We start from the raw sequence: 22,844 nt of genomic DNA on the forward strand, positions 1-22,844 counted from the left end.
GAAAGGTGAGCCCCATGTCCAACGAAGCCAAGCTCCGCGACTACCTCAAGCGCGCCACGGCGGACCTGCGCGAGGCACGACAGCAGGCCAGGGAACTGGAGGAGAAGGCCCACGAACCCATCGCGATCGTGGGGATGGGGTGCCGCTACCCGGGCGGGGTGAAGTCCCCGGAAGACCTGTGGCAGCTGCTGTCGGAGGGGCGCGACGCGATCTCCGGCTTCCCCGAGGGACGGGGATGGAACCTGGACGGCTCCGGCGCCCCGGCCCGGGACCAGGACGCGCGGGGACCCGGCTCGATCCCCACCCGGAGCGGCGGATTCCTGCACGACGCGGACCTGTTCGACGCGGGGTTCTTCGGTGTCTCGCCGCTCGAGGCCGAGGCGATGGACCCGCAGCAGCGGCTGCTGCTGGAGGTGTCCTGGGAGGCGCTGGAGCGGGCGGGGATCCGTCCCGACACCCTGAAGGGCAGTGCGACCGGGGTCTTCACCGGGCTGATCTCCGGGGAGTACGTCTCCCGGCTGTCCTCCGTCCCCGCCGAGGCCGAGGGCTACGCCGGTACGGGGAACACGGCCAGTGTCGCGTCCGGCCGGGTGGCCTATGTGCTGGGGCTGGAGGGTCCGGCCGTGTCGGTGGACACGGCGTGTTCGTCGTCGCTGGTGGCGCTGCACCTGGCGGTGCAGTCGCTGCGGCGGGGCGAGTGCTCGATGGCGCTGGCCGGCGGTGTCACCGTCATGGCGGGCCCGTCCACGCTCGTCGAACTCGGCAAACAGGGCGGTCTGTCCCCGGACGGCCGGTGCCGGGCCTTCGGTGAGGGGGCCGAGGGGACGGGGTTCGGCGAGGGCTGCGGCGTGCTGGTGCTGGAGCGGCTTTCCGATGCGCGGCGGGCGGGGCGCCGGGTGTTGGGGGTGGTGCGGGGTTCGGCGGTGAACCAGGACGGTGCGTCGAACGGGTTGACGGCGCCGAGCGGTCGGGCGCAGGTGCGGGTGGTGCGCGGGGCCTTGGAGGACGCCGGGTTGTCGGCGGGTGACGTCGACGCGGTGGAGGCGCACGGGACGGGGACGCGGCTGGGTGATCCGATCGAGGCGCAGGCCTTGCTGTCCGCCTATGGGGTGGAGCGCGAAGTGCCGTTGTGGCTGGGCTCGGTGAAGTCGAACATCGGTCATACGCAGGCCGCCGCGGGTGTGGCGGGTGTGATGAAGATGGTGCTGGCGATGCGGCACGGGGTGCTGCCGCGGACGTTGCACGCGGAGGTGCCGTCGTCGCATGTGGACTGGTCCTCGGGCGGGGTGGAGCTGCTGGCCGAGGCGCGGGAGTGGCCTGAGCTGGACAGGCCGCGACGGGCGGGTGTGTCCTCGTTCGGGATCAGTGGGACGAACGCGCATGTGATCGTGGAAGGGGTCGCCGAAGAGCCAACTGCCGTAGCTGGGCGCCCTGTTGAGGATCTGGACGTGGTGCCGTGGGTGGTGTCCGGGCGGTCGGTGGAGGCGTTGCGGGCGCAGGCGGGCCGGCTGGCGGAGCACCTGACGGAGCGCCCGGAGGTCGGGGCGGGCAGTGTCGGCTGGTCGCTGGTCGCGCAGCGCTCGCTGTTCGAGCAGCGTGCCGTCGTGACGGGCGCCGGCCGGGAGGAACTGCTCGCCGGATTGCGGACCCTTGCCGAGGGCGGTACGGCGGACAACGTCACCGTCACGCCCTCCACCACGCCCCCCGACGGTCGGCGCGGCACCGTCTTCGTCTTCCCCGGCCAGGGCTCCCAGTGGGCCGGTATGGCACGGGAACTGCTCGCCGGGTCACCGGCGTTCGAGGAACAGCTCCGCGCCTGCGACCAGGCCCTGACCCCGTACGTCGACTGGTCCCTGCTCGACGTGCTGAACGGCCGTGACGGCGCACCCCCGCTGCACCGGGTCGACGTCGTCCAGCCGGCCCTCTGGGCCGTGATGATCGGACTGGCCGCGGTCTGGCGCTCCCTGGGCGTGCGTCCCGACGCGGTGGTGGGCCACTCCCAGGGCGAGATCGCCGCCGCCCATGTCGCGGGCGCGCTGTCCCTGGACGACTCGGCCAAGATCGTCGCCATCCGCAGCCGGGCCCTGCTGCGCCTGGCGGGCACCGGTGGCATGGTCTCCGTCGCCGCCCCGGTCGAGGACGTGCGCGCACTGCTGGCCACCGTCGACGGCCATGCCGAGATCGCCGCGGTCAACGGCCCCTCCTCGACCGTGGTCTCGGGCGGCCCCGAGGCCCTCGACCAGGTCACGGCCCGCTGCGAGGCGCGCGGGATCGTGAGCCGCCGCATCGACGTCGACTACGCCTCCCACTCCGCGAGCGTCGAGCCGCTGCGTGAGCAGCTCCTGGCGGAGCTGGCCGGCATCACCCCCACGACCTGCGACACCGCCTTCTACTCCAGCGTCACCGCGACCGCCCTCGACACCGCGCGGCTGGACGCCGACTACTGGTACGAGAACCTCCGGCGGCCGATCCGGTTCCAGGAGGCCGTCCAGGCCGCGGCCGACGGCGGCCACGGGTTCGTCGTGGAATCCAGCCCGCACCCCGTCCTGGCCGCCGGCATCGAGGAGACCCTCGGCGGCGAGCGGGTCGTCGTGGGCTCCCTGCGCCGTGACCACGGGGCCGTCCGGCAGATCCTCACGAACGCGGCCCGCCTCCACGCCGGCGGACTGCCCGTCGACTGGTCCCAGCTCTTTGTCGGGGCGCGGCCGGTGGAGCTGCCGACCTACGCCTTCCAGCGCCGGTCCTACTGGCTGAAGGAGGACACCGCCGTCGCGGACGTGGCCTCCGCGGGTCTCGAAACGGTGGGGCACCCGCTGCTGGGCGCGGCGGTCGAGCGGCCCGACGGGAACGGCTGGGTGCTCACCGGCCGCCTCTCGCCCACGACCCACCCCTGGGCCGCGGACGTTCCGCACGCCGTACTGCTCGAACTGGCGCTGGCCGCGGCCGACCGGGCCGGGTGCGACCGGCTGGAGCGGCTGACCGTCGAGACGCCCCTGAGCCTCGGACGGACCGCGACCGACGTGCAGGTCGTGATCGAGGCGCTGGGCCGCGGCCGCTGCTCCCTCGCCGTCTTCTCGCGGGCTTCCGGAACCTGGATCCGGCACGCCACCGGGGAACTGACCGAGACCCCGGTCGACGCCGGGCCGGCGCCGGCCGCCACGGGCCCGGACCACGAGGTCCTCCGGGCGGATGTGGAACTCCCGGCCCACACCGACCCCGTGGGGTACGGCGTGCACCCGGTGCTGCTGGCCGCCGCACTGCGACCGTTCGCCGGAACCGGTGCGCCCCGCACCTGGTCCGGCGTCGAGCTGTACGCCACCGGGGCCACCGCGCTGCACGTGTCGCTGACGCCCACGGGAGCCGGCACCGCGCGGGTGTCGGCGGTGGACGCGATGGGCGAACCGGTGCTGAGCATCGGTGAAGTGACGATGAGTCAGCACATCGAGGGCAGGGTCGAGTCCGAGGTTCACGACGACCTGTTCCACCTGGACTGGACCGCACTCGGCGGCCACGCCGTCCGGCCCTCCGCCGAGGACTCCTGGGGCGTGCTCGGCTCCGCCGACGTGCTCGCTCTGCCCGGTGCCGTGGCGTACCCCGACCTGGCCGCCCTGGCCCGGGCCGCCGAGGTGCCCGGCATGGTGATCCTCCCCTGCCTGGACATGGAGGGCGACGGGCGGGACGTGCCCGGCGCGGCCCGGGCCGTCGCCCAGCGCGCACTGGAGGTGCTGCAGGACTGGCTGGCCGAGGGGCGGTTGGCCCGCTCACGCCTCGTCGTCCTCACCCGCGGGGCCGTCGCCACCGCCCCCGACGAGGGCGTGAGCGCGCTGCCGGCCTCGGTCCTGGGGGGTCTGCTGCGCTCCGCCCAGACCGAGCACCCGGACCGCTTCGTCCTCCTGGACGTCGACACCGACCCGGACCGCGGCGTCCTGGCCGCGGCCCTCGCGAGCGGCGAGCCGCAACTCGCCCTGCGCGACGGCACCCTGCTCGCCCCCCGGCTCACCCGGACGGCACCGGCCGAATTCCGGGCCCCGGTGTCGTTGGATCCGGAGGGGGCGGTCTTGCTGGTGGGCGGTACGGGGGTGCTGGGGGCGTTGCTGGCGCGTCATCTGGTGGTGGCGTGCGGGGTGCGGCACCTGGTGCTGGTGGGCCGTCGGGGTGTGGAGGCGCCCGGGGCGGCGACACTGCGGGACGAGCTGCTGGGGTTGGGCGCGCGCACTGTGGAGGTGCGGGCGTGTGACGCGGCCGACCGGGTGGCGTTGGGGGTGCTGGTCGACGAGGTGGTGGCCCGGCGTCCGCTGACGGGCGTGTTCCACCTGGCGGGGGTGCTGCGCGACGGGGTGCTGGTGTCGCTGGGTGCGGAGGCGCTGGGGGAGGTGCTGCGGTCGAAGGTGGACGGCGCGTGGGCGTTGCACGAGGTGACGCGGGAGCGGTGCCCCGGGCTGGCCGCGTTCGTCGTGTACTCCTCGGTCTCGGGCCTGATCGGCGGTGCCGGTCAGGCGAACTACGCGGCGGCGAACACCTTCCTGGACGCGCTGGCGCAGGAGCGGTCGGCCCGGGGGCTGCCGGGTCTCTCGCTGGCGTGGGGCTTGTGGGAGCAAGAGTCCGGCATGACCGCCGGTCTCGACGAGGGCGACCTCGGCCGCATCCGGCGCTCCGGCGTCCTGCCGCTGCCCACGCCGCGGGCCCTCGCCCTCCTCGACCTCGCGATCCGCGCCCGCCGGCCCGTGGTGGCTCCCGTCCGCCTGGACTCCGTCGGCCTGCGCGAGCGCTCCACCGGGCCGGTGCCCTCCGTCCTGCGCCGACTGGTACGCCGCCCGCGCCGGATCGCGGCCACCGGTGCCGAGTCGTTCTCCCTGGCCGGCCTGCTGTCCGGCGGCCGGGAGGACGAGCGCGGCCGCCGTCTGCTCGACCGACTGCGCGACCAGTTGCTCGAACACCCCGAGGTCTCCCACGCGATCCCCGTCCTGGTGCGGGCCGAAGATCCCGCGGAGCAGGAGCAGGAGCAGGAGCAGGAGCAGGAGCAGGAGCGGACGACGGCCCGGGCCGAGACCAGGCTCGTGGCCTACGTCCTGCCCGGCCCGTCCCCGAAGGTGCTCCAGGAGCTCCGCGACCGCCTGCCGGCCCACCTCGCCCCCGTCGAGATCCTCGGCGCCGACGAGCCGCACGCCCGGGAGGCGGTCCTCTGCGGGCTCTTCGCCGAACTGCTCGGCCTCACCCGGGTGGCACCCGGCGACAGCTTCTTCGACATCGGCGGCCAGTCCCTGCTCGCCACCCGCCTGATCAGCCGCGTCCGCGGTGTCCTCGACGCCGAGGTCCAGCCCGGCGAGCTGTTCGAGCACCCGAGCCCGGGCGCCCTGGCACTCCGTCTCGGTCGCGGAACCGGGGAGCGGCGCACCCGCCTCGCGCCCGTCTCCCGACCGGACGTCCTTCCCCTCTCCTTCGCGCAGCAACGCCTCTGGTTCCAGCACAAGTTGGAAGGCCCGTCGGCGACGTACAACGTGCCGCTCGCGCTGTGGATGTCGGGGGAGCCGGACCCGGCGGCGCTGGCGGCCGCGCTGAACGACGTGGTGGGCCGGCACGAGTCGCTGCGGACGGTGTTCGAGGAGGTGGACGGCGAGCCGTGCCAGCGGGTGCTGGCCGAGTTCGAGGTGCCGTTGGAGACGCGGCAGCTCGAAACCGCCGACCTGCGCGAGGAGTTGGACGATGCCGCCCGGTACGCCTTCGACCTGGCGATCGAAGTGCCCATCCGGTCCTGGCTGTTCAGCACCGGCCCGACCGAACACGTCCTGCTCGTCGTGCTGCACCACATCGCGGGCGACGGGTGGTCCATGGTGCCGCTGGCCCGCGACCTGGCCGAGGCCTACGCGGCCCGACTCGACGGTGCGGCGCCGGAGTGGGAGCCGCTGCCGGTGCAGTACGCGGACTACACCCTCTGGCAGCGGGACCTCCTGGGTGGGGCGGACGATCCCGACAGCCTCTTCGGCCGCCAAGTGGACTACTGGCGACAGGAGTTGGCCGACCTCCCGACGGAGGTGAGCGCCCCCGCCGACCGGGCGAGGCCCGCCGTGGCCTCGTACGCCGGAGACGTGACCCCCTTCGCGCTCGACCCGGACCTGCACCGCGCGCTGAGCGAACTGGCCCGCGCCCACGACGCCACCGTCTTCATGGTCCTGCAAGCCGCTCTCGCCGCCCTGCTGACCCGGCTCGGCGCCGGCACCGACATCCCGCTCGGCAGCGGCATCGCCGGCCGGACCGACGAGGCGCTCGACCGGCTGGTGGGCTTCTTCGTCAACATGCTGGTCCTGCGCACGGACACCTCGGGCGACCCGTCGTTCGCCGAACTCGTCGGCCGGGTACGGGAAACCAGCCTCGCCGCCTACGCCCACCAGGACGTCCCCTTCGAGTCCCTGGTGGAGGAGATCAACCCGCACCGTTCGACCGCCCACCACCCGCTGTTCCAGGTGGCCCTGACCCTGCAGAACAACGAGCAGGCCCGGTTCCGGATGCCCGGACTCGACGTCCGCCCGGAACTCGTCGGCACCGGGACCTCCCGCTTCGACCTCTTCTTCAGCCTGACGGAGAGCCACGGCGCGAACGGCGAACCCGCCGGCATCGACGCCTACGTCGAGTACGCCACGGAGCTCTTCGACGCCTCCACCGTCGACGCCCTGATCCACCGGTGGACCGCGTTCATGCGCGCCCTGCTCCACGACCCCGCGGCCCCCATCGGCGCGGCGGACATCCTCACCCCGCGGGAGCACGCGCGGATCACCGGGTGGAACGCCGGCCCCACCCGCGACACCACCGGCTCGAGCCTGCCGGCGCTGTTCGCCGCCCAGGCCGCCCGCACCCCTGACGCGACGGCCCTGGTCTGCGAGGACGTCGAACTGACCTACCGGGAGCTGGACGCCCGCGCCAACCGGATCGCCCACTGGCTGCGCGCCCGGGGCATCGGCGCCGAGCAGCACGTGGCCGTCCTCTACGAGCGCTCGCCCGAGCAGATCGCGGCCGTCCTCGGCGTCCTCAAGGCGGGCGCCGCCTACGTCCCCCTCGACCCCGAGTACCTCGCCGAGCGGGTCGGCCACATCCTGGCCGACGCCGCCCCGGAGCTGATCCTGACCACCCGGGCGCTCGCCGACACGATCGGCACCCTGCACGACGGCACCGAGACCGTGGCCACCGACGACCCAGGGACGGCCGCCGCCCTGGCCGGCTGCCCCGACCACGACCCGGAGCCCGCCGCACCGCCGCACCCCGGCCACCCGGCCTACGTCATCCACACCTCCGGCTCCACCGGCGTGCCCAAGGGCGTCGTCGTCACCCACCAGGGCCTCGGGAGCCTGGCGAGCACCCTGCTGCGACAGTGCGCGGTCACCCCCGACTCCCGGGTGCTCCAGCTGTCGTCGCCCGGCTTCGACGCGGCCGTCCTCGAACTGACCATGGCCTTCGCGGCCGGCGCCGCCCTCGTCCTGGGCGGCCGGGACCGCCTCGTCGGCGCCGAACTGGCCGACGTCCTGGCCGACCGCCGGATCACCCACGCGCTCATCCCGCCGTCCGTGCTCGGCACCCTGCCGGCCGGATCCGCCGAGGCGCTCACCGGGTTCCGCACCCTGATCGTGGGAGCCGAGGCGTGCGGCGCCGACCTGGTGCGGACCTGGTCGCCGGGACGCCGCATGGTCAACGCCTACGGCCCGACCGAGTCCACGGTCGTCGCGGCCATCAGCGAGCCGCTCGCCGGCGGGGACGTACCGATCGGACGCCCCGTCGACAACACCCGGGTCCGGGTCCTGGACGACCGTCTGCGGCCGGTGCCGCCGGGCGTCCCCGGCGAGCTGTACCTGGCGGGCGCGGGCCTGGCCCGCGGCTACCTCGACCGGCCCGGGCTCAGCGCCCAGCGCTTCGTGGCCGATCCGTTCGGCCCGGCCGGCACCCGCATGTACCGCACGGGCGACGTCGTGCGCTGGACGGCGGAGGGGCAACTCGAGTACCTGGGCCGGGCCGACCAGCAGGTCAAGGTCCGCGGCTTCCGGATCGAACCCGGCGAGATCGAGGCCGTCCTGCGCGAGCAGTCCGGTGTCGCCCAGGCCGTGGTGGTGGTCCGCGAGGACCGCGAGGGCGACCCGCGGCTCGTCGCGTACATCGTGCCCGAGGGCGAGGGCGCCGAGGACGACCAGGTGGACGAGTGGCGCGAGATCTACGACGACGTCTACGGCGGTGCCGGGACGGAGACACCCGGGTTCGGCCAGGACTTCACCGGCTGGAACAGCTCCTACACCGGTGAGCCGATCCCGCTCGACGAGATGCGCGACTGGCGCGACGCCGCGGTGCGGCGCATCACGGAACGCCCGCCCCGGCGCGTCCTGGAGATCGGCGTGGGCTCCGGCCTGCTCTTCGGCCCGCTGGCCCCCCGGGCCGAGACCTACTGGGCGACGGACTTCTCCGCGCCCGTGATCGAACGCCTCACCGCCCAGTGCGAGACCGCCGGACTCGCCGACCGGGTACGGCTGCTGTGCCGGCCCGCCGACGTCGTGGACGACATCCCGGCCGAGTACTTCGACACCGTCGTCCTCAACTCGATCATCCAGTACTTCCCCGACGCCGACTACCTGGCCCGGGTCCTGGACGGCGCGCTCGGCCGGCTCGCCCCCGGCGGGCGCATCGTCGTGGGCGACGTCCGCCACCGCGGCTCGCTGCGCGCCTTCCAGACCGGGATCCACCTCGGCCACGCGGCGGAGGACAGCACTGGCGAGCAGCTCAGGGCGGCCGTGGAACACGCGGTGATCATGGAGAAGGAACTGGTCATCGACCCGGACTTCTTCACCGTCTGGGCGCGGCGCCACCCCGGGGCGGTGGCCGGCGTCGACATCCGGCTCAAGCGCGGCGCCCACCACAACGAGCTGACCAGGCACCGCTACGAGGTCGTCCTGCACAAGGCGGACGGGACCGCCCGGGCCGAGTCCCTCGCGAACGTGCCGGAACTCGTCTGGGGCCGCGATCTCACGAGCCTCCAGGACCTGGCGGGCCTGGACGCCCTCACCTCCGGGGCCGGGCCGGTCCGGGTCACCGGCCTCGTCAACAGCCGGCTGACCGGAGAGGTCGCGGCGGCGGAGGAACTCGCGCACGAGGCGTCGCCGCAACGGCTCCGCGCCCGGCTGAGCACGGGGCGGGCCGACGGGACCGCACCCGGGGCCGTCGACCCGGAGGCCCTGCACGACTGGGGCGAGCGGCACGGCTGCCAGGTGCTGACCACCTGGGCGCCCGGCGCACCGGACGCCCTCGACGCCGTACTCGTTCCCGGCGGACGCGCGGACGCCGTCTACACGGACGTGCACCGACCGGCGTACACCCAGGACAAGCCCCTGTCGGCCCTGGTGAACAACCCCCTGGGCTCCCGGACGACCGGCCGCGTCCTGGCCGGGCTGCGGGACGCCCTGCGGCAACGGCTGCCCGAGTACATGGTGCCGTCCGCCGTCATCGCCCTCGACGCGCTGCCGCTCACCTCCAGCGGCAAGCTCGACCGGCGGGCCCTCCCGGCTCCCGACTACGCGTCGCGGTCGGCACGCGGGCCCCGTACACCGCGGGAGGAGATCCTCTGCGGCCTGTTCGCGGAGGTGCTGGGGGTCGACCGGGCCGGGATCGACGACGACTTCTTCGACTTGGGCGGTCACTCGCTGCTGGCGACGCGGCTGGTGAGCCGGGTGCGGTCGGTGCTGGGCGTGGAACTGCCGTTGCGCGCGGTGTTCGAGACTCCGACGGTGGCCGGGCTGGTCGAGCGGTTGTCCTCCGGCGGTGCGGTGCGCCCGGAGCTGGTGGCGGGGGAGCGGCCGGAGCGGTTGCCGCTGTCGTTCGCCCAGCAGCGCCTGTGGTTCCTGCACCGGCTGGAGGGTCCGTCGGCGACGTACAACATGCCGCTCGCGCTGCGGTTGTCGGGTGTGTTGGACCGGGGTGCGTTGGCCGCCGCGCTGGACGACGTGGTGGGCCGGCACGAGTCGCTGCGGACGGTGTTCGCGGAGGTGGACGGCGCGTCGTACCAGCGGGTGCTGACCGGCGTGCGGGTGCCGTTCGAGGTCTGCGAGGTCGAACCCGCCGCTCTGGATGCGGCGTTGGCGGGCGCGGCGCGGTACGCCTTCGACCTGGCGGCCGAACTGCCCATCCGTTCCTGGCTGTTCGGTACCGGTCCGTCGGAGCACGTCCTGCTCGTGGTGCTGCACCACATCGCGGGTGACGGGTGGTCCATGGCGCCGCTGGCGCGTGATCTGGCCGAGGCCTATGCGGCCCGGCTGGAGGGTGCGGCGCCGGGGTGGGAGTCGCTGCCGGTGCAGTACGCGGACTACACGCTGTGGCAGCGCGAGCTGCTGGACGGTGTGCGGGAGGATGAACTCTCGTATTGGCGCGGTCAGTTGGCTGGCCTGCCGGAGGAGGTGAGCCCGCCCGCCGACCGGGCTCGGCCGGCCCTGGCCTCGTACGCGGGAGAGACGGCGTCGTTCGGGCTGAGTCCGGCTCTGTACCGTGCCGTCGGTGAGGTGGCGCGGGCCCATGACGCCACGGTGTTCATGGTGTTGCAGGCGGCGTTGGCCGTGCTGTTGTCCCGGTTGGGTGCGGGGGAGGACGTCCCCATCGGTTCGCCGGTGGCGGGGCGTTCGGACGAGGCGCTGGACGACCTCGTCGGGTTCTTCGTGAACACGCTGGTGTTGCGGACGGACGTGTCGGGAGATCCCTCGTTCGCCGAGCTGGTCGGTCGGGTGCGCGAGGCCGGTCTGGGCGCCCTGGCGCACCAGGACGTGCCGTTCGAGTACCTCGTGGAGGAGTTGAACCCCCGGCGGTCGGCGGCGCGGCATCCGTTGTTCCAGGTGATGCTGGCTTTGCAGAACACCGAGCAGGCCCGGTTCGAACTGCCGGGTCTGGAGGTGGTGGCGGAGCCGGTGGGCACGGGCGTGTCCCGGGTCGACCTCACCCTCAGCCTCGCCGAGGACCCTGACGGCGGGATGCGCGGGGTCGCGGAGTTCGCGACGGACCTCTTCGACCGCTCCACCGTCGAGGTGCTCCTCGACCGCTGGGTGCGCTTGCTGGAGGGGCTGACCGCGCGGCCGGAACTGCCGGTGGCCCAGGTCGACATCCTCACCCCCGAGGAGCGCCGGCAGCTGCTGCCGGGCCGGAACGACACGGACCTGCCCGCGCGCAGCCTGGTCACGGCGTTCCGGGCGCAGGTCGAGCGGGTCCCCGACGCCGTCGCGGTCGTCGCCGACGGCACCCGGCTCACGTACGCCCAGCTCGACGAGCGGGCCGACCGCCTCGCCCACGAGCTGATCGGCCGTGGGGTCGGCGCGGAACGCCTGGTGGCCATCGCCATGCCGCGGTCGATCGGCTTCGTGGTCGCGGTGCTGGCCGTGGTCAAGGCCGGCGGCATGTACCTGTCGCTCGACGCGCGGTACCCGGAGAGCCAGGTCCGCAGGATGTGGGCGGACAACGACGTCAACCTGCTGCTGACCGACTCGCCGACCCGCGTCCCGGCCTTCGTGCCCGGGGACCAGGTGCTGCTCGTCCAGGACGACGCCGCACACGTCCCGTCCACGTCCCCGTCCGCCCCGTCCGCCGGCGACCGCGGCGCGGCCCCCGACCCCGACCAGCTGGCCTGCGTCATCTACACGTCCGGATCCACCGGCACCCCGAAGGGCATCGGGCTCACCCACGCCGACATCACCTCCCTGGCCGACGACCCCGTGGTCGGCGGGTACCCCGCACGGGTGCTCCTCCACTCGCCGACCGCCTGGGACGCCCTGCCGTTCGAGCTGTGGATGCCCCTCCTGCTCGGCGGCCGGGTCGTCATCGCCCCCGACGTGCCGCTCGACGGACCGCATCTGCGCGACATCGTCCGCGACCACGGCATCACCTCCATGTGGATCACCGCGGGACTGTTCAAGGCGATGGCCGAGGACCACCCCGACTGCTTCGCGTCCATGCGCCAGGTCTTCACCGGCGGCGAGGTCGTCCCGCAGGGCCCGGTGCGGCGCGTCATGGCGGCCTGCCCGGACCTCACCGTGGTCAACGGCTACGGACCGGGTGAGACCACCACCTTCGCCACCCTGCACGCGATGGCGCCCGGCCACGACCCCGAGCCGTCCCTGCCGATCGGCCGGCCGGTCACCGGCAAGCAGGTGTACGTCCTCGACGAGCGCCTCGGCCTGGTGCCGCCCGGCGTGGTGGGCGAGCTGTACGTCGCCGGCGCCGGTATGGCGCGCGGGTACCTGGGGCAGCCGGGGCTCAGCGCCCAGCGCTTCGTGGCGGACCCGTACGGCCCGGCCGGCACCCGCATGTACCGCACGGGCGACCTCGCCCGCTGGAACCGGGACGGCCTGCTGGAGTTCGCCGGCCGGGCCGACCACCAGGTCAAGATCCGGGGCTTCCGGATCGAACCGGGGGAGATCGAGTCGGGGCTGCGGCGCTGCGCCGGGGTGGCGCACGCCACCGTCGTCGTCCACACCGTCCGGGAGGGCGATGTCCGTCTGGTCGCCTACGTGGTGCCCGAGCCCGGCACCGGGTTCGACCCGTCCGCGATCGCCGGGGAACTGCGCGGGCGGCTCCCGGAGTACATGGTCCCCTCCCTGGTCACGGCCGTCCCCGCGATACCCCTGACGCCGAACGGGAAGGTGGACCGGGCCGCGTTGCCGGCGCCCGACTTCGGCGCCCTGGTGTCGGAGGGCGGCCGGGGGCCCCGTTCAGCGCGTGAGGCGGCGCTGTGCGAGGTGTTCGCGGAGGTGCTGGGAGTCGAACGGGTCGGGATCGACGACGACTTCTTCGACCTGGGCGGCCATTCGCTGCTGGTGATGCGGTTGATGGGCCGTGTCCGTGAACGGTTGGCTGCGGAGCTGCCGTTGCGTGCGGTGTTCGAGTCGCCGACGGTGGCCGGGCTGGTCGAGCGGCTGGCTTCGGGTGCGGTGGCGCGGCCGGAGCTGGTGGCGGGGGTGCGGCCGGAGCGGTTGCCGTTGTCGTTCGCTCAGCAGCGGTTGTGGTTCCTGCACCGGTTGGAGGGGCCGTCGGCGACGTACAACATGCCCTTGGGGCTGCGGTTGTCGGGTGTGCTGGACCGGGGTGCGTTGGCGGCCGCGTTGGGTGACGTGGTGGGCCGGCACGAGTCGCTGCGGACGGTGTTCGCGGAGGTGGACGGCGAGCCGTGCCAGCGGGTGCTGACCGGGGTCCGGGTGCCGTTCGAGGTGTGCGAGGTCGAACCGGCAGGTTTGCGCCGGGAGTTGGACGAGGCCGCGCGGTACGCCTTCGACCTGGCGGCTGAACTGCCCATCCGTTCCTGGCTGTTCAGTACCGGACCATCCGAAAACGTCCTGCTCATCGTGCTGCACCACATCGCGGGTGACGGCTGGTCCATGGCGCCGCTGGCGCGTGATCTGGCGGAGGCGTACACGGCCCGGCTGGAGGGTGCGGCGCCCGGGTGGGAGCCGCTGCCGGTGCAGTACGCGGACTACACGCTGTGGCAGCGCGAGGTCCTGGACGAGGTGCGCGACGGCCAGATCGCGTACTGGCGCGGCCAGTTGGCGGAGCTCCCGCAGGAGGTGAGCCTGGCCGCCGACCGCGTGCGGCCGGCAGTCGCCTCGTACACGGGTGACGTGACCACCTTCGCCCTCGATCCGGACCTGCACCGCGCAGTGGGCGAGCTCGCGCGGTCGTCGAACGCGACGTTGTTCATGGTGTTGCAGGCGGCCTTGGCCGTGTTGCTGTCCCGCCTGGGTGCGGGGGAGGACGTTCCCATCGGTTCGCCGGTGGCGGGGCGTTCGGACGAGGCGCTGGACGATCTGGTCGGGTTCTTCGTGAACACGCTGGTGCTGCGGACGGACGTGTCGGGTGATCCGTCGTTCGCCGAGCTGGTGGGCCGGGTGCGTGAGGCCGGTCTGGGTGCGCTGGCGCATCAGGATGTGCCGTTCGAGTACCTGGTGGAGGAGTTGAACCCCCGCAGGTCGGCGGCGCGGCATCCGCTGTTCCAGGTGATGCTGGCCTTGCAGAACACCGAGCAGGCCCGCTTCGAACTGCCCGGCCTGGAGGTGGCGGAGGAGCCGGTGGGCACGGGCGTGTCCCGGATGGACCTCACCCTCAGCCTCGCCGAGCAGCCCGGCGGCGGGATGCGGGGAATCGCCGAGTTCGCGACGGACCTCTTCGACCGGTCCACCGTCGAGGGGTTCCTCGACCGGTGGGTGCGCCTGTTGCAGGGGCTGGCGGCGCGGCCGGAACTGCCGGTGGCCCAGGTCGACATCCTCACGCCCGAGGAGCGGCACCAGCTGCTGTCGGGCTGGAACGACACCGGCCGGGACGTGCCGGCGACGACCGTACCGGAGCTGTTCGCCGCACAGGCGGCCCGGACGCCCGAGGCCGAGGCCCTGGTCGCCGGGGCCGAACGGCTCACCTACGCCCAGCTGAACGCCCGGGCCAACCGGATCGCCCACTGGCTCATCGCCCAGGGCGTCCGACCGGGCGACACGGTGGCCGTGGCGCTGCCCAGGTCGGTCGAACTGGTCGCCGTGCTCCTGGCCACGCACAAGGCCGGTGCCGCGTACCTGCCGCTGGACCTGGACTACCCGGCGGAGCGCACCGCGTTCATGTGCCGTGACGCGGAGCCCGCGTACGTGGTCGACGACCTCGACCTGATCAGCGGGCTGCTCGACGGGGACGGCGGTGACGCCACCGGGCCGGCCGTCGCACAGCACCCCGGCCTGCCCGCCTACGTGATCTACACCTCGGGCTCCACCGGGCGCCCCAAGGGCGTTGTCGTCCCGCAGCGGGCCATCGTCAACCGGCTCCTGTGGATGCAGGACGAGTACGGGCTCGGCCCCGACGACCGGGTGCTCCAGAAGACCCCGTCGAGCTTCGACGTCTCCGTCTGGGAGTTCTTCTGGCCGCTCGTCACCGGCGCCACGCTCGTGGTCGCGGAGCCCGGAGGCCACCGGGACCCGGCCTACCTGAGCCGGCTGATCCAGACGGAGGCCGTCACCACCGTCCACTTCGTGCCGTCCATGCTGGAAGCGTTCCTCGCCGACGAGTCCACTGCCCGCTGCACCGGCCTGACCCGGGTGATGTGCAGCGGGGAGGCGCTCCCGGCGGACCTGGCCGCGCGGTTCCACGACACGCTGCCCCACGCGGAACTGCACAACCTCTACGGCCCGACCGAGGCCGCGGTGGACGTCACCTCCTGGCACAGCGTCGCCGACCCGGGGGTCGTACCCATCGGCCGGCCGGTCTGGAACACCCGCCTGTACGTGCTCGACGCGGCGCTGCGACCGGTGGCCCCCGGCGCCCCCGGCGAGTTGTACATCGCCGGAGTCCAGTTGGCCGACGGCTACCTGCGGCGGCCGGGAGTGACGGCCGAGCGGTTCGTGGCCAACCCCTTCGGCGCACCCGGCGACCGCATGTACCGCACGGGAGACCTCGCCCGCTGGACGACCGACGGCGTCCTCCGGTTCCTCGGCCGGGCCGACCAGCAGGTCAAGATCCGGGGCTTCCGGATCGAGCCGGCCGAGATCGAGGCGACTCTCTCCACCCATCCGGCGGTTCGCCAGGCCCTGGTCGTCGCCCGGGAGAACACCCTGGTGGCCTACGCGGTGCCGGAGGAGGGCACCGGGATCGACACCCGGCAGCTCCGGGAACACCTGCGGGCTACCCTGCCGGAGCACATGATCCCGGCGGCCGTCGTCCCCCTGGACCGGCTTCCCCTGACGCCGAGCGGGAAGGTGGACCGGGCCGCGTTGCCGGTGCCCGACTTCGGCGGGTCGGTGTCGGAGGGCGGCCGGGGGCCCCGTTCGGCGCGTGAGGCGGCGCTGTGCGAGGTGTTCGCGGAGGTGCTGGGGGTCGAACGGGCCGGGATCGACGACGACTTCTTCGACCTGGGCGGGCATTCGCTGCTGGCGACGCGGCTGGTGAGCCGGGTGCGGTCGGTGCTGGGTGCGGAGCTGCCGTTGCGTGCGGTGTTCGAGTCGTCGACGGTGGCCGGGCTGGCGGAGCGGTTGTCTTCCGGTGGTGTGGTGCGCCCGGAGTTGGCGGCGGGGGTGCGGCCGGAGCGGTTGCCGCTGTCGTTCGCTCAGCAGCGGTTGTGGTTCCTGCACCGCTTGGAGGGGCCGTCGGCGACGTACAACATGCCGTTGGCGATGCGGTTGTCGGGTGTGTTGGACCGGGGTGCGTTGGTGGCCGCGTTGGATGACGTGGTGGGCCGGCACGAGTCGCTGCGGACGGTGTTCGCGGAGGTGGACGGCGAGCCGTGCCAGCGGGTGCTGACCGGGGTGCGGGTGCCGTTCGAGGTGTCCGAGGTCGAACCGGCAGTTTTGCGCCGGGAGTTGGACGAGGCAGCGCGGCACGCCTTCGACCTTTCGACTGAACTGCCCATCCGTTCCTGGCTGTTCAGTACCGGACCGTCCGAACACGTCCTGCTCATCGTGCTGCACCACATCGCGGGTGACGGCTGGTCCATGGCGCCGCTGGCCCGCGACCTGGCCGAGGCCTATGCGGCCCGACTGGAGGATGCGGCGCCGGGGTGGGAGCCGCTGCCGGTGCAGTACGCGGACTACACGCTGTGGCAGCGCGAGGTCCTGGACGAGGTGCGCGACGGCCAGATCGCGTACTGGCGCGGCCAGTTGGCGGAGCTCCCGCAGGAGGTGAGCCTGGCCGCCGACCGGGCCCGGCCGGCCGTGGCCTCGTACGCCGGCGACATGACGTCCTTCGTCCTCGATCCGGCTCTGCACCGTGCCGTCGGCGAGGTGGCGCGGGCCCATGACGCCACGGTGTTCATGGTGCTCCAGGCGGCCTTGGCCGTGTTGCTGTCCCGCCTGGGTGCGGGGGAGGACGTCCCCATCGGTTCGCCGGTGGCGGGGCGTTCGGACGAGGCGCTGGACGATCTGGTCGGGTTCTTCGTGAACACGCTGGTGCTGCGGACGGACGTGTCGGGAGATCCCTCGTTCGCCGAGCTGGTGGGCCGGGTGCGTGAGGCCGGTCTGGGCGCCCTGGCGCACCAGGACGTGCCGTTCGAGTACCTGGTGGAGGAGTTGAACCCCCGGCGGTCGGCGGCGCGGCATCCGCTGTTCCAGGTGATGCTGGCCTTGCAGAACACCGAGCAGGCCCGGTTCGAACTGCCCGGCCTGGAGGTGGCGGAGGAGCCGGTGGGCACGGGCGTGTCCCGGGTCGACCTCACGCTCAGCCTCGCCGAGGAGCCCGGCGGCGGCATGCGGGGCGTCGCCGAGTTCGCGACGGACCTCTTCGACCGGTCCACCGTCGAGCTGTTCCTCGACCGGTGGGTGCGGCTGCTGGAGGCGTTGACCGCGCGGCCGGAGCTGCCGGTCGGCCAGGCCGACATCCTCACCCCCGACGAACACCGCGAACTGTCGCGACTGGACTACGTCCTGGACCGGAACCTTCGACTCGTGCCGCGGGGTGTCGTGGGCGAGCTGTACGCCAGGGGTGCGGAGAGCGACCTGGCCGGCAGCGACCCGGAGCGCTGGGTGCCGGACCCGTTCGGTACGCCGGACGCGCGGATGTACCGCACGGGCGACCTGGCCCGCCGCCGGACCGACGACGGGCACCTGGAACTCGTCGGCCCCGCCGACCCGTTGGCCGCCGCTCTGGAGATCGAAGCCGTCCTGCGGACACTGCCCGGCGTCGCCGAGGCCGCCGTGGTGGTGGACGGCGAGGCGACGCGGTCGGTGGCCTATGTGGTGCCGCTCGTCATGAACCAGTTCTCCGTGTCGCGTCTGCACGAGGACCTGAAGCACCGGCTGCCGGAACACCGGCTGCCCGCGGTGGTCATGCCCGTCCCCGCCCTCCCGCTGACGGCGGACGGTGCGCTCGACCGGGCCGCCCTGCCCGACCCCGACCCCGACCACGTGCCGCGGGCGGTGCGGACGACGCGCTCGCCGCAGGAGGAGATCCTCTGCGGTCTGTTCGCGGAGGTGCTGGGGGTCGACCGGGTCGGGATCGACGACGGGTTCTTCGGCCTGGGCGGCCACTCGTTGATGGCGGCACGGCTGGTGAGCCGGGTGCGGTCGGTCCTGGGTGTGGAGCTGCCGTTGCGTGCGGTGTTCGAGTCGTCGACGGTGGCCGGGCTGGCGGAGCGGTTGTCCTCCGGTGGTGTGGTGCGCCCGGAGTTGGCGGCGGGGGTGCGGCCGGAGCGGTTGCCGTTGTCGTTCGCTCAGCAGCGGTTGTGGTTCCTGCACCGCTTGGAGGGGCCGTCGGCGACGTACAACATGCCCTTGGGGCTGCGGTTGTCGGGCGCGTTGGACCGGGGTGCGTTGGCGGCCGCGTTGGACGACGTGGTGGGCCGGCACGAGTCGCTGCGGACGGTGTTCGCCGAAGTGGACGGCGGATCCTGCCAGCGGGTGCTGGCCGAGGCGTCGGTCCCGCTGGTGACCGTGGAGGTCGACGCCGACGGACTGCGCGACGCGATGGCCGAGGCCGCCCGGTACGCCTTCGACCTGGCGGCGGAGATCCCGCTCCGGGCGTGGTTGTTCGCCTCGGGCCCGTCGGAGCACGTCCTGCTCGTCGTGCTGCACCACATCGCGGGCGACGGTTGGTCGTTGGCGCCGCTGGCGCGTGATCTTGCGGAGGCGTACACGGCCCGGCTGGAGGGTTCGGCGCCCGGGTGGGAGCCGCTGCCGGTGCAGTACGCGGACTACACGCTGTGGCAGCGCGAGGTCCTGGACGAGGTGCGCGACGGCCAGATCGCCTACTGGCGCGGCCAGTTGGCGGAACTTCCGGAGGAGGTGAGCCTGCCCGCCGACCGGGCTCGGCCGGCGGTGGCCTCGTACGCGGGAGGGGCGGCGTCGTTCGAGCTGGGGCCGGACCTGCACCGCGCGCTGGGCGAGCTCGCGCGGTCGTCGAACGCCACGTTGTTCATGGTGCTGCAGGCGGGTCTCGCCGTGCTGCTGTCCCGCCTGGGTGCGGGGGAGGACGTCCCCATCGGCTCTCCGGTGGCCGGTCGCTCCGACGGGTCCCTGGACGATCTGGTCGGGTTCTTCGTGAACACGCTGGTGCTGCGGACGGACGTGTCGGGTGATCCGTCGTTCGCCGAGCTGGTCGGCCGGGTGCGCGAGGCGGGTCTGGGCGCGTTCGCGCACCAGGATGTGCCGTTCGAGTACCTGGTGGAGGAGTTGAATCCCCGGCGGTCGGCGGCTCGGCATCCGCTGTTCCAGGTGATGCTGGCGTTGCAGAACACCGAGCAGGCCCGCTTCGAACTGCCGGGTCTGGAGGTGGCGGAGGAGCTGGTGGGCACGGGTGTGTCCCGGGTCGACCTCACCCTCAGCCTGGTCGAGGAGCCGGGTGGCGGGGTGCGCGGGGTCGCGGAGTTCGCGACCGATCTGTTCGACCGGTCCACCGTCGAGGGGTTCCTGGGCCGGTGGGTGCGGCTGCTGGAGGGGCTGGCCGCGCGGCCGGAACTGCCGGTGGCCCAGGTCGACATCCTCACGCCCGAGGAGCGGCACCAGCTGCTGTCGGGCTGGAACGACACCGGCCGGGACGTGCCGGCGACGACCGTGCCGGAGCTGTTCGCCGCGCAGGCGGCCCGGACGCCCGAGGCCACGGCCCTGGTCGCCGGGGCCGCACGGCTGAGCTACGCGCAGCTCGACGCCCGGGCCAACCGGATCGCCCACTGGCTCCTCGCCCGGGGCGTCCGACCGGGCGACACGGTGGCGCTGATGTACGAGCGGTCGGCGGACCTGGTGGCCGCGCTCCTCGGCGTCCTCAAGACGGGTGCGGCCTACCTGCCGGTCGACCCGGAGTTCCCGAGCGCCCGGGTGGCGCACATCCTCACCGAGGCCGCCCCCGCCCTCCTGCTCACCAGCGACGCCGTCGCCACGGGCGCCGGAGCGGACGCCCTCGCGGAGCGTCCGTCCTCGGCGACGGTCGTCACCGACGCCCCCGGCACCGCGGCCGCCCTGGCACTGTGCCCGGACACCGACCCGGCGCCGGTCGCCGGTGCCGCGGACCCGGCCTACGTCCTCTACACCTCCGGATCCACGGGCGCGCCCAAGGGCGTGGTCGTGGAGCACGGGGCGCTGTCGAACTTCCTCGCCGACATGGCCGCGCGCTTCCCGCTGACCACCGGGGACCGCTGGCTGGGTGTGACGACCGTCGGGTTCGACATCTCCGTGCTGGAGCTCTGCCTGCCGCTGACCAGCGGCGCCACGCTGGTGCTCGCCGACCGTGACACGGCCCGCACGCCCGCCGCGCTCGCCGGTCTGCTCCGGGCCACCGGAGCCACCGTCATGCAGGCGACCCCCACGCTGTGGCGGGCCCTCACCGACGAGCAGCCCGAGTGCCTCGACGGGCTCCGGGTCCTGGTGGGCGGCGAGGCGCTCCCGCCCGACCTCGCGCGGACCCTCGCCGCCCGCGCCGCCGAGGTCGTCAACCTGTACGGACCGACCGAGACCACCATCTGGTCCACGGCGGCCGGCATCGCCCCCGGGACGGCACCGGACCGCACGCCCATCGGAACGCCGATCGCCAACACGCGGGTGCACGTCCTCGACGAGCGCCTCGGCCTGGTGCCGCCCGGCGTGGTGGGCGAGCTGTACATCGCCGGCACCGGCGTGGCGCGCGGGTACCTGGGGCAGCCGGGGCTGACCGCCCAGCGCTTCGTGGCGGACCCGTACGGCCCGGCCGGCACCCGCATGTACCGCACCGGCGACCTGGTGCGCCGGAACCGGGACGGCCTGCTGGAGTTCGCCGGCCGGGCCGACCAGCAGGTCAAGATCCGGGGCTTCCGGATTGAACCGGGCGAGATCGAGGTCCTGCTCCGGGAACAGCCCGGGGTGGCGCACGCCGTGGCGGTGGTGCGGGAGGACCGGCCGGGAGACCAGCGGCTGGTCGCCTACGTGGTGCCCGACGAGCCGGCCGACGCGCCGCACCTCGCCGAACGCCGCGACCTCCGGGACGCCCTGCGCCTGCGGCTGCCCGAGTACATGGTGCCGTCGGTTGTGCTCACCCTGCCCGCCCTGCCGCTGACCCCGAACGGCAAGCTCGACCGCCGAGCCCTACCGGCCCCGGACCGGGGCGCCGCCGCCGGCCGCGGGCCCGCCACCCCCCAGGAGGCGGTGCTGGCCGGGCTGTTCGCCGAGGTCCTCGGGGTGGAGCGGGTCGGCGTGGACGACGGGTTCTTCGACCTGGGCGGCCACTCCCTGCTCGCCACCCGGCTGATCGACCGCGTCCGGGACGTGCTGGGCGTGGAGCTGCCGCTGCGCGCCCTGTTCGAGACCTCCGACGTGGCCGGGCTCGCCCGCCGCCTCGACGCGGACCACGACGGCTCGGCCGACGCCTTCGGTGTCGTCCTGCCCCTGCGGCCCCGCGCCGAGGGCGTGCCGCTGTTCTGCGTCCACCCGGGCGGCGGCCTGAGCTGGTCGTACGCCGGACTGCTGCGCCACCTGCCCGCGGAGGTGCCCGTCTACGGCATCCAGGCCCGTGGACTGTCCGAGCCGGACGACCTGCCGGGCAGCGTCGAGGAGATCGCCGACGACTACATCGCCGAGCTCCTCCGGCTGCGTCCCGAGGGCCCCTTCCCGTTGCTGGGCTGGTCGTTCGGCGGGGTGGTCGCCCACGCCATGGCGGCCCGGCTGCGGGAGCGCGGGTTCGACGTCCCGTTCCTGGTCCTCCTCGACGCGCAGCCCGCGCGGCCCAGGACCGCCGAGGAACTCGCCGAGGAGGCGACCCTCGACACGTCCATGGTGTACCGGACGCTGCTGACGGCGTTCGGGGTGCCCGTCGGCGACGGGGAACCGCTCACGCACGCGCGGTTCACGGAGCTGGCCCGTGAGCACCACGCGGCCGTGGCCGACTTCACCGAGGACCGGATCGCCGACGTCCTGCGGGTCATGGCCAACGACCTCCGGATCACCCCCGCCCACCGGCACACGCCGGTGGCGACGGAGGCCGTCGTGTTCGCGGCCACCCGGAAGGACCCGTCCGACCTGGTCACCCCGGAGATGTGGGCCCCGTACATCGACGGGCCGCTCGACCACCGCACGGTCGACTGCGGCCACGCCGCGATGGCCGGCCCGGAGGCGCTGCGGGTGATCGGGCCGATCCTCGCCGAGAGGATGCGCCGGCTCTCCTGAGCGGCGTGCCGGGGAACCGTCGGCCGGGGACCCGAGTGCCGGGGAACCGTGGGCCCGGGCAACCGCGGCCACGGTTCCCCGGCACTCGGGGAGAGACCGGAGACCAGCTCCAGAAGTCCGTAGATCCGTAGACGCAGAGATTCCGTAGACGCAGAGATGAGGACATCCCATGACGAACCCGTTCGAGGACCCGGACGCCGGCTACCTCGTGCTCGTCAACGACGAGGGGCAGCACTCCCTGTGGCCGGCCTCCCTCGCGGTGCCCGACGGCTGGGCGGTCGCCCACGCCGAGGACACCCGCGACACCTGCCTGGAGTACATCGACCGGCGGTGGACCGACATGCGGCCGCGCAGCCTGGCGGGGAGCATGCAGTCATGACCGGAGCCTCCCCGATCCAGGACGCGGTCCGCCGCTACTACTCACTGGTCGACGCCAACCGCTTCGACGAACTGGTGGAACTCTTCACCGCCGACGCGACCTACGAACGGCCGGGCTACCAACCCCTGGTCGGCCGGGGCGAACTGACCGCCTTCTACCAGGGGGAGCGGGTCATCGCCGACGGCCGGCACACGGTCGACCAGCTGCTGCTGTCCGGGCGGGAGGCCGCGGTGCGCGGCAGTTTCACCGGAACGCTCAAGGGGGGTGACGCGGTGAGCCTGCGGTTCGCCGACTTCTTCCGGACGGACGGCACCGGCCTCTTCGCCCACCGCGTCACGTACTTCTTCGCCCCCTTGGTGTGAACACCGCTGGTG

Annotated in this window: 3 protein-coding genes; all 3 read left to right on the forward strand. The window is 73.6% G+C overall.

Translation table 11 applies throughout. The features are described 5' to 3' along the window. Positions 1–5 precede the first annotated feature (5 nt). The 3 genes from ACFVU7_RS35540 (at position 6) to ACFVU7_RS35550 (ending at position 22,832) form a co-directional block, all read left to right on the forward strand. Positions 6–22,091, forward strand: a complete 22,086-nt coding sequence (locus tag ACFVU7_RS35540) for an amino acid adenylation domain-containing protein (RefSeq protein ID WP_388049461.1) — start codon at positions 6–8, stop codon at positions 22,089–22,091. A gap of 169 nt (positions 22,092–22,260) precedes the next feature. Further along, entirely contained in the window at positions 22,261–22,470 is a 210-nt protein-coding gene (locus tag ACFVU7_RS35545) for an MbtH family protein (protein ID WP_388049464.1), read from the forward strand. Further along, complete coding sequence (locus ACFVU7_RS35550; RefSeq protein ID WP_380742496.1) at positions 22,467–22,832, forward strand: nuclear transport factor 2 family protein; 366 nt, start codon at positions 22,467–22,469, stop codon at positions 22,830–22,832. Before ACFVU7_RS35545 ends, ACFVU7_RS35550 begins: the two co-directional genes overlap by 4 nt. The last annotated feature ends 12 nt before the right edge of the window (positions 22,833–22,844 follow it).

The organism is Kitasatospora sp. NPDC058046, assembly GCF_042885595.1.
GTDB lineage: Bacteria > Actinomycetota > Actinomycetes > Streptomycetales > Streptomycetaceae > Kitasatospora.

Coding starts and splice junctions, on each gene's coding strand:
- ACFVU7_RS35545 (WP_388049464.1), top strand. CDS start 22,261: ATGACGAACCCGTTCGAGGACCCGGACGCCGGCTACCTCGTGCTCGTC.
- ACFVU7_RS35550 (WP_380742496.1), top strand. CDS start 22,467: ATGACCGGAGCCTCCCCGATCCAGGACGCGGTCCGCCGCTACTACTCA.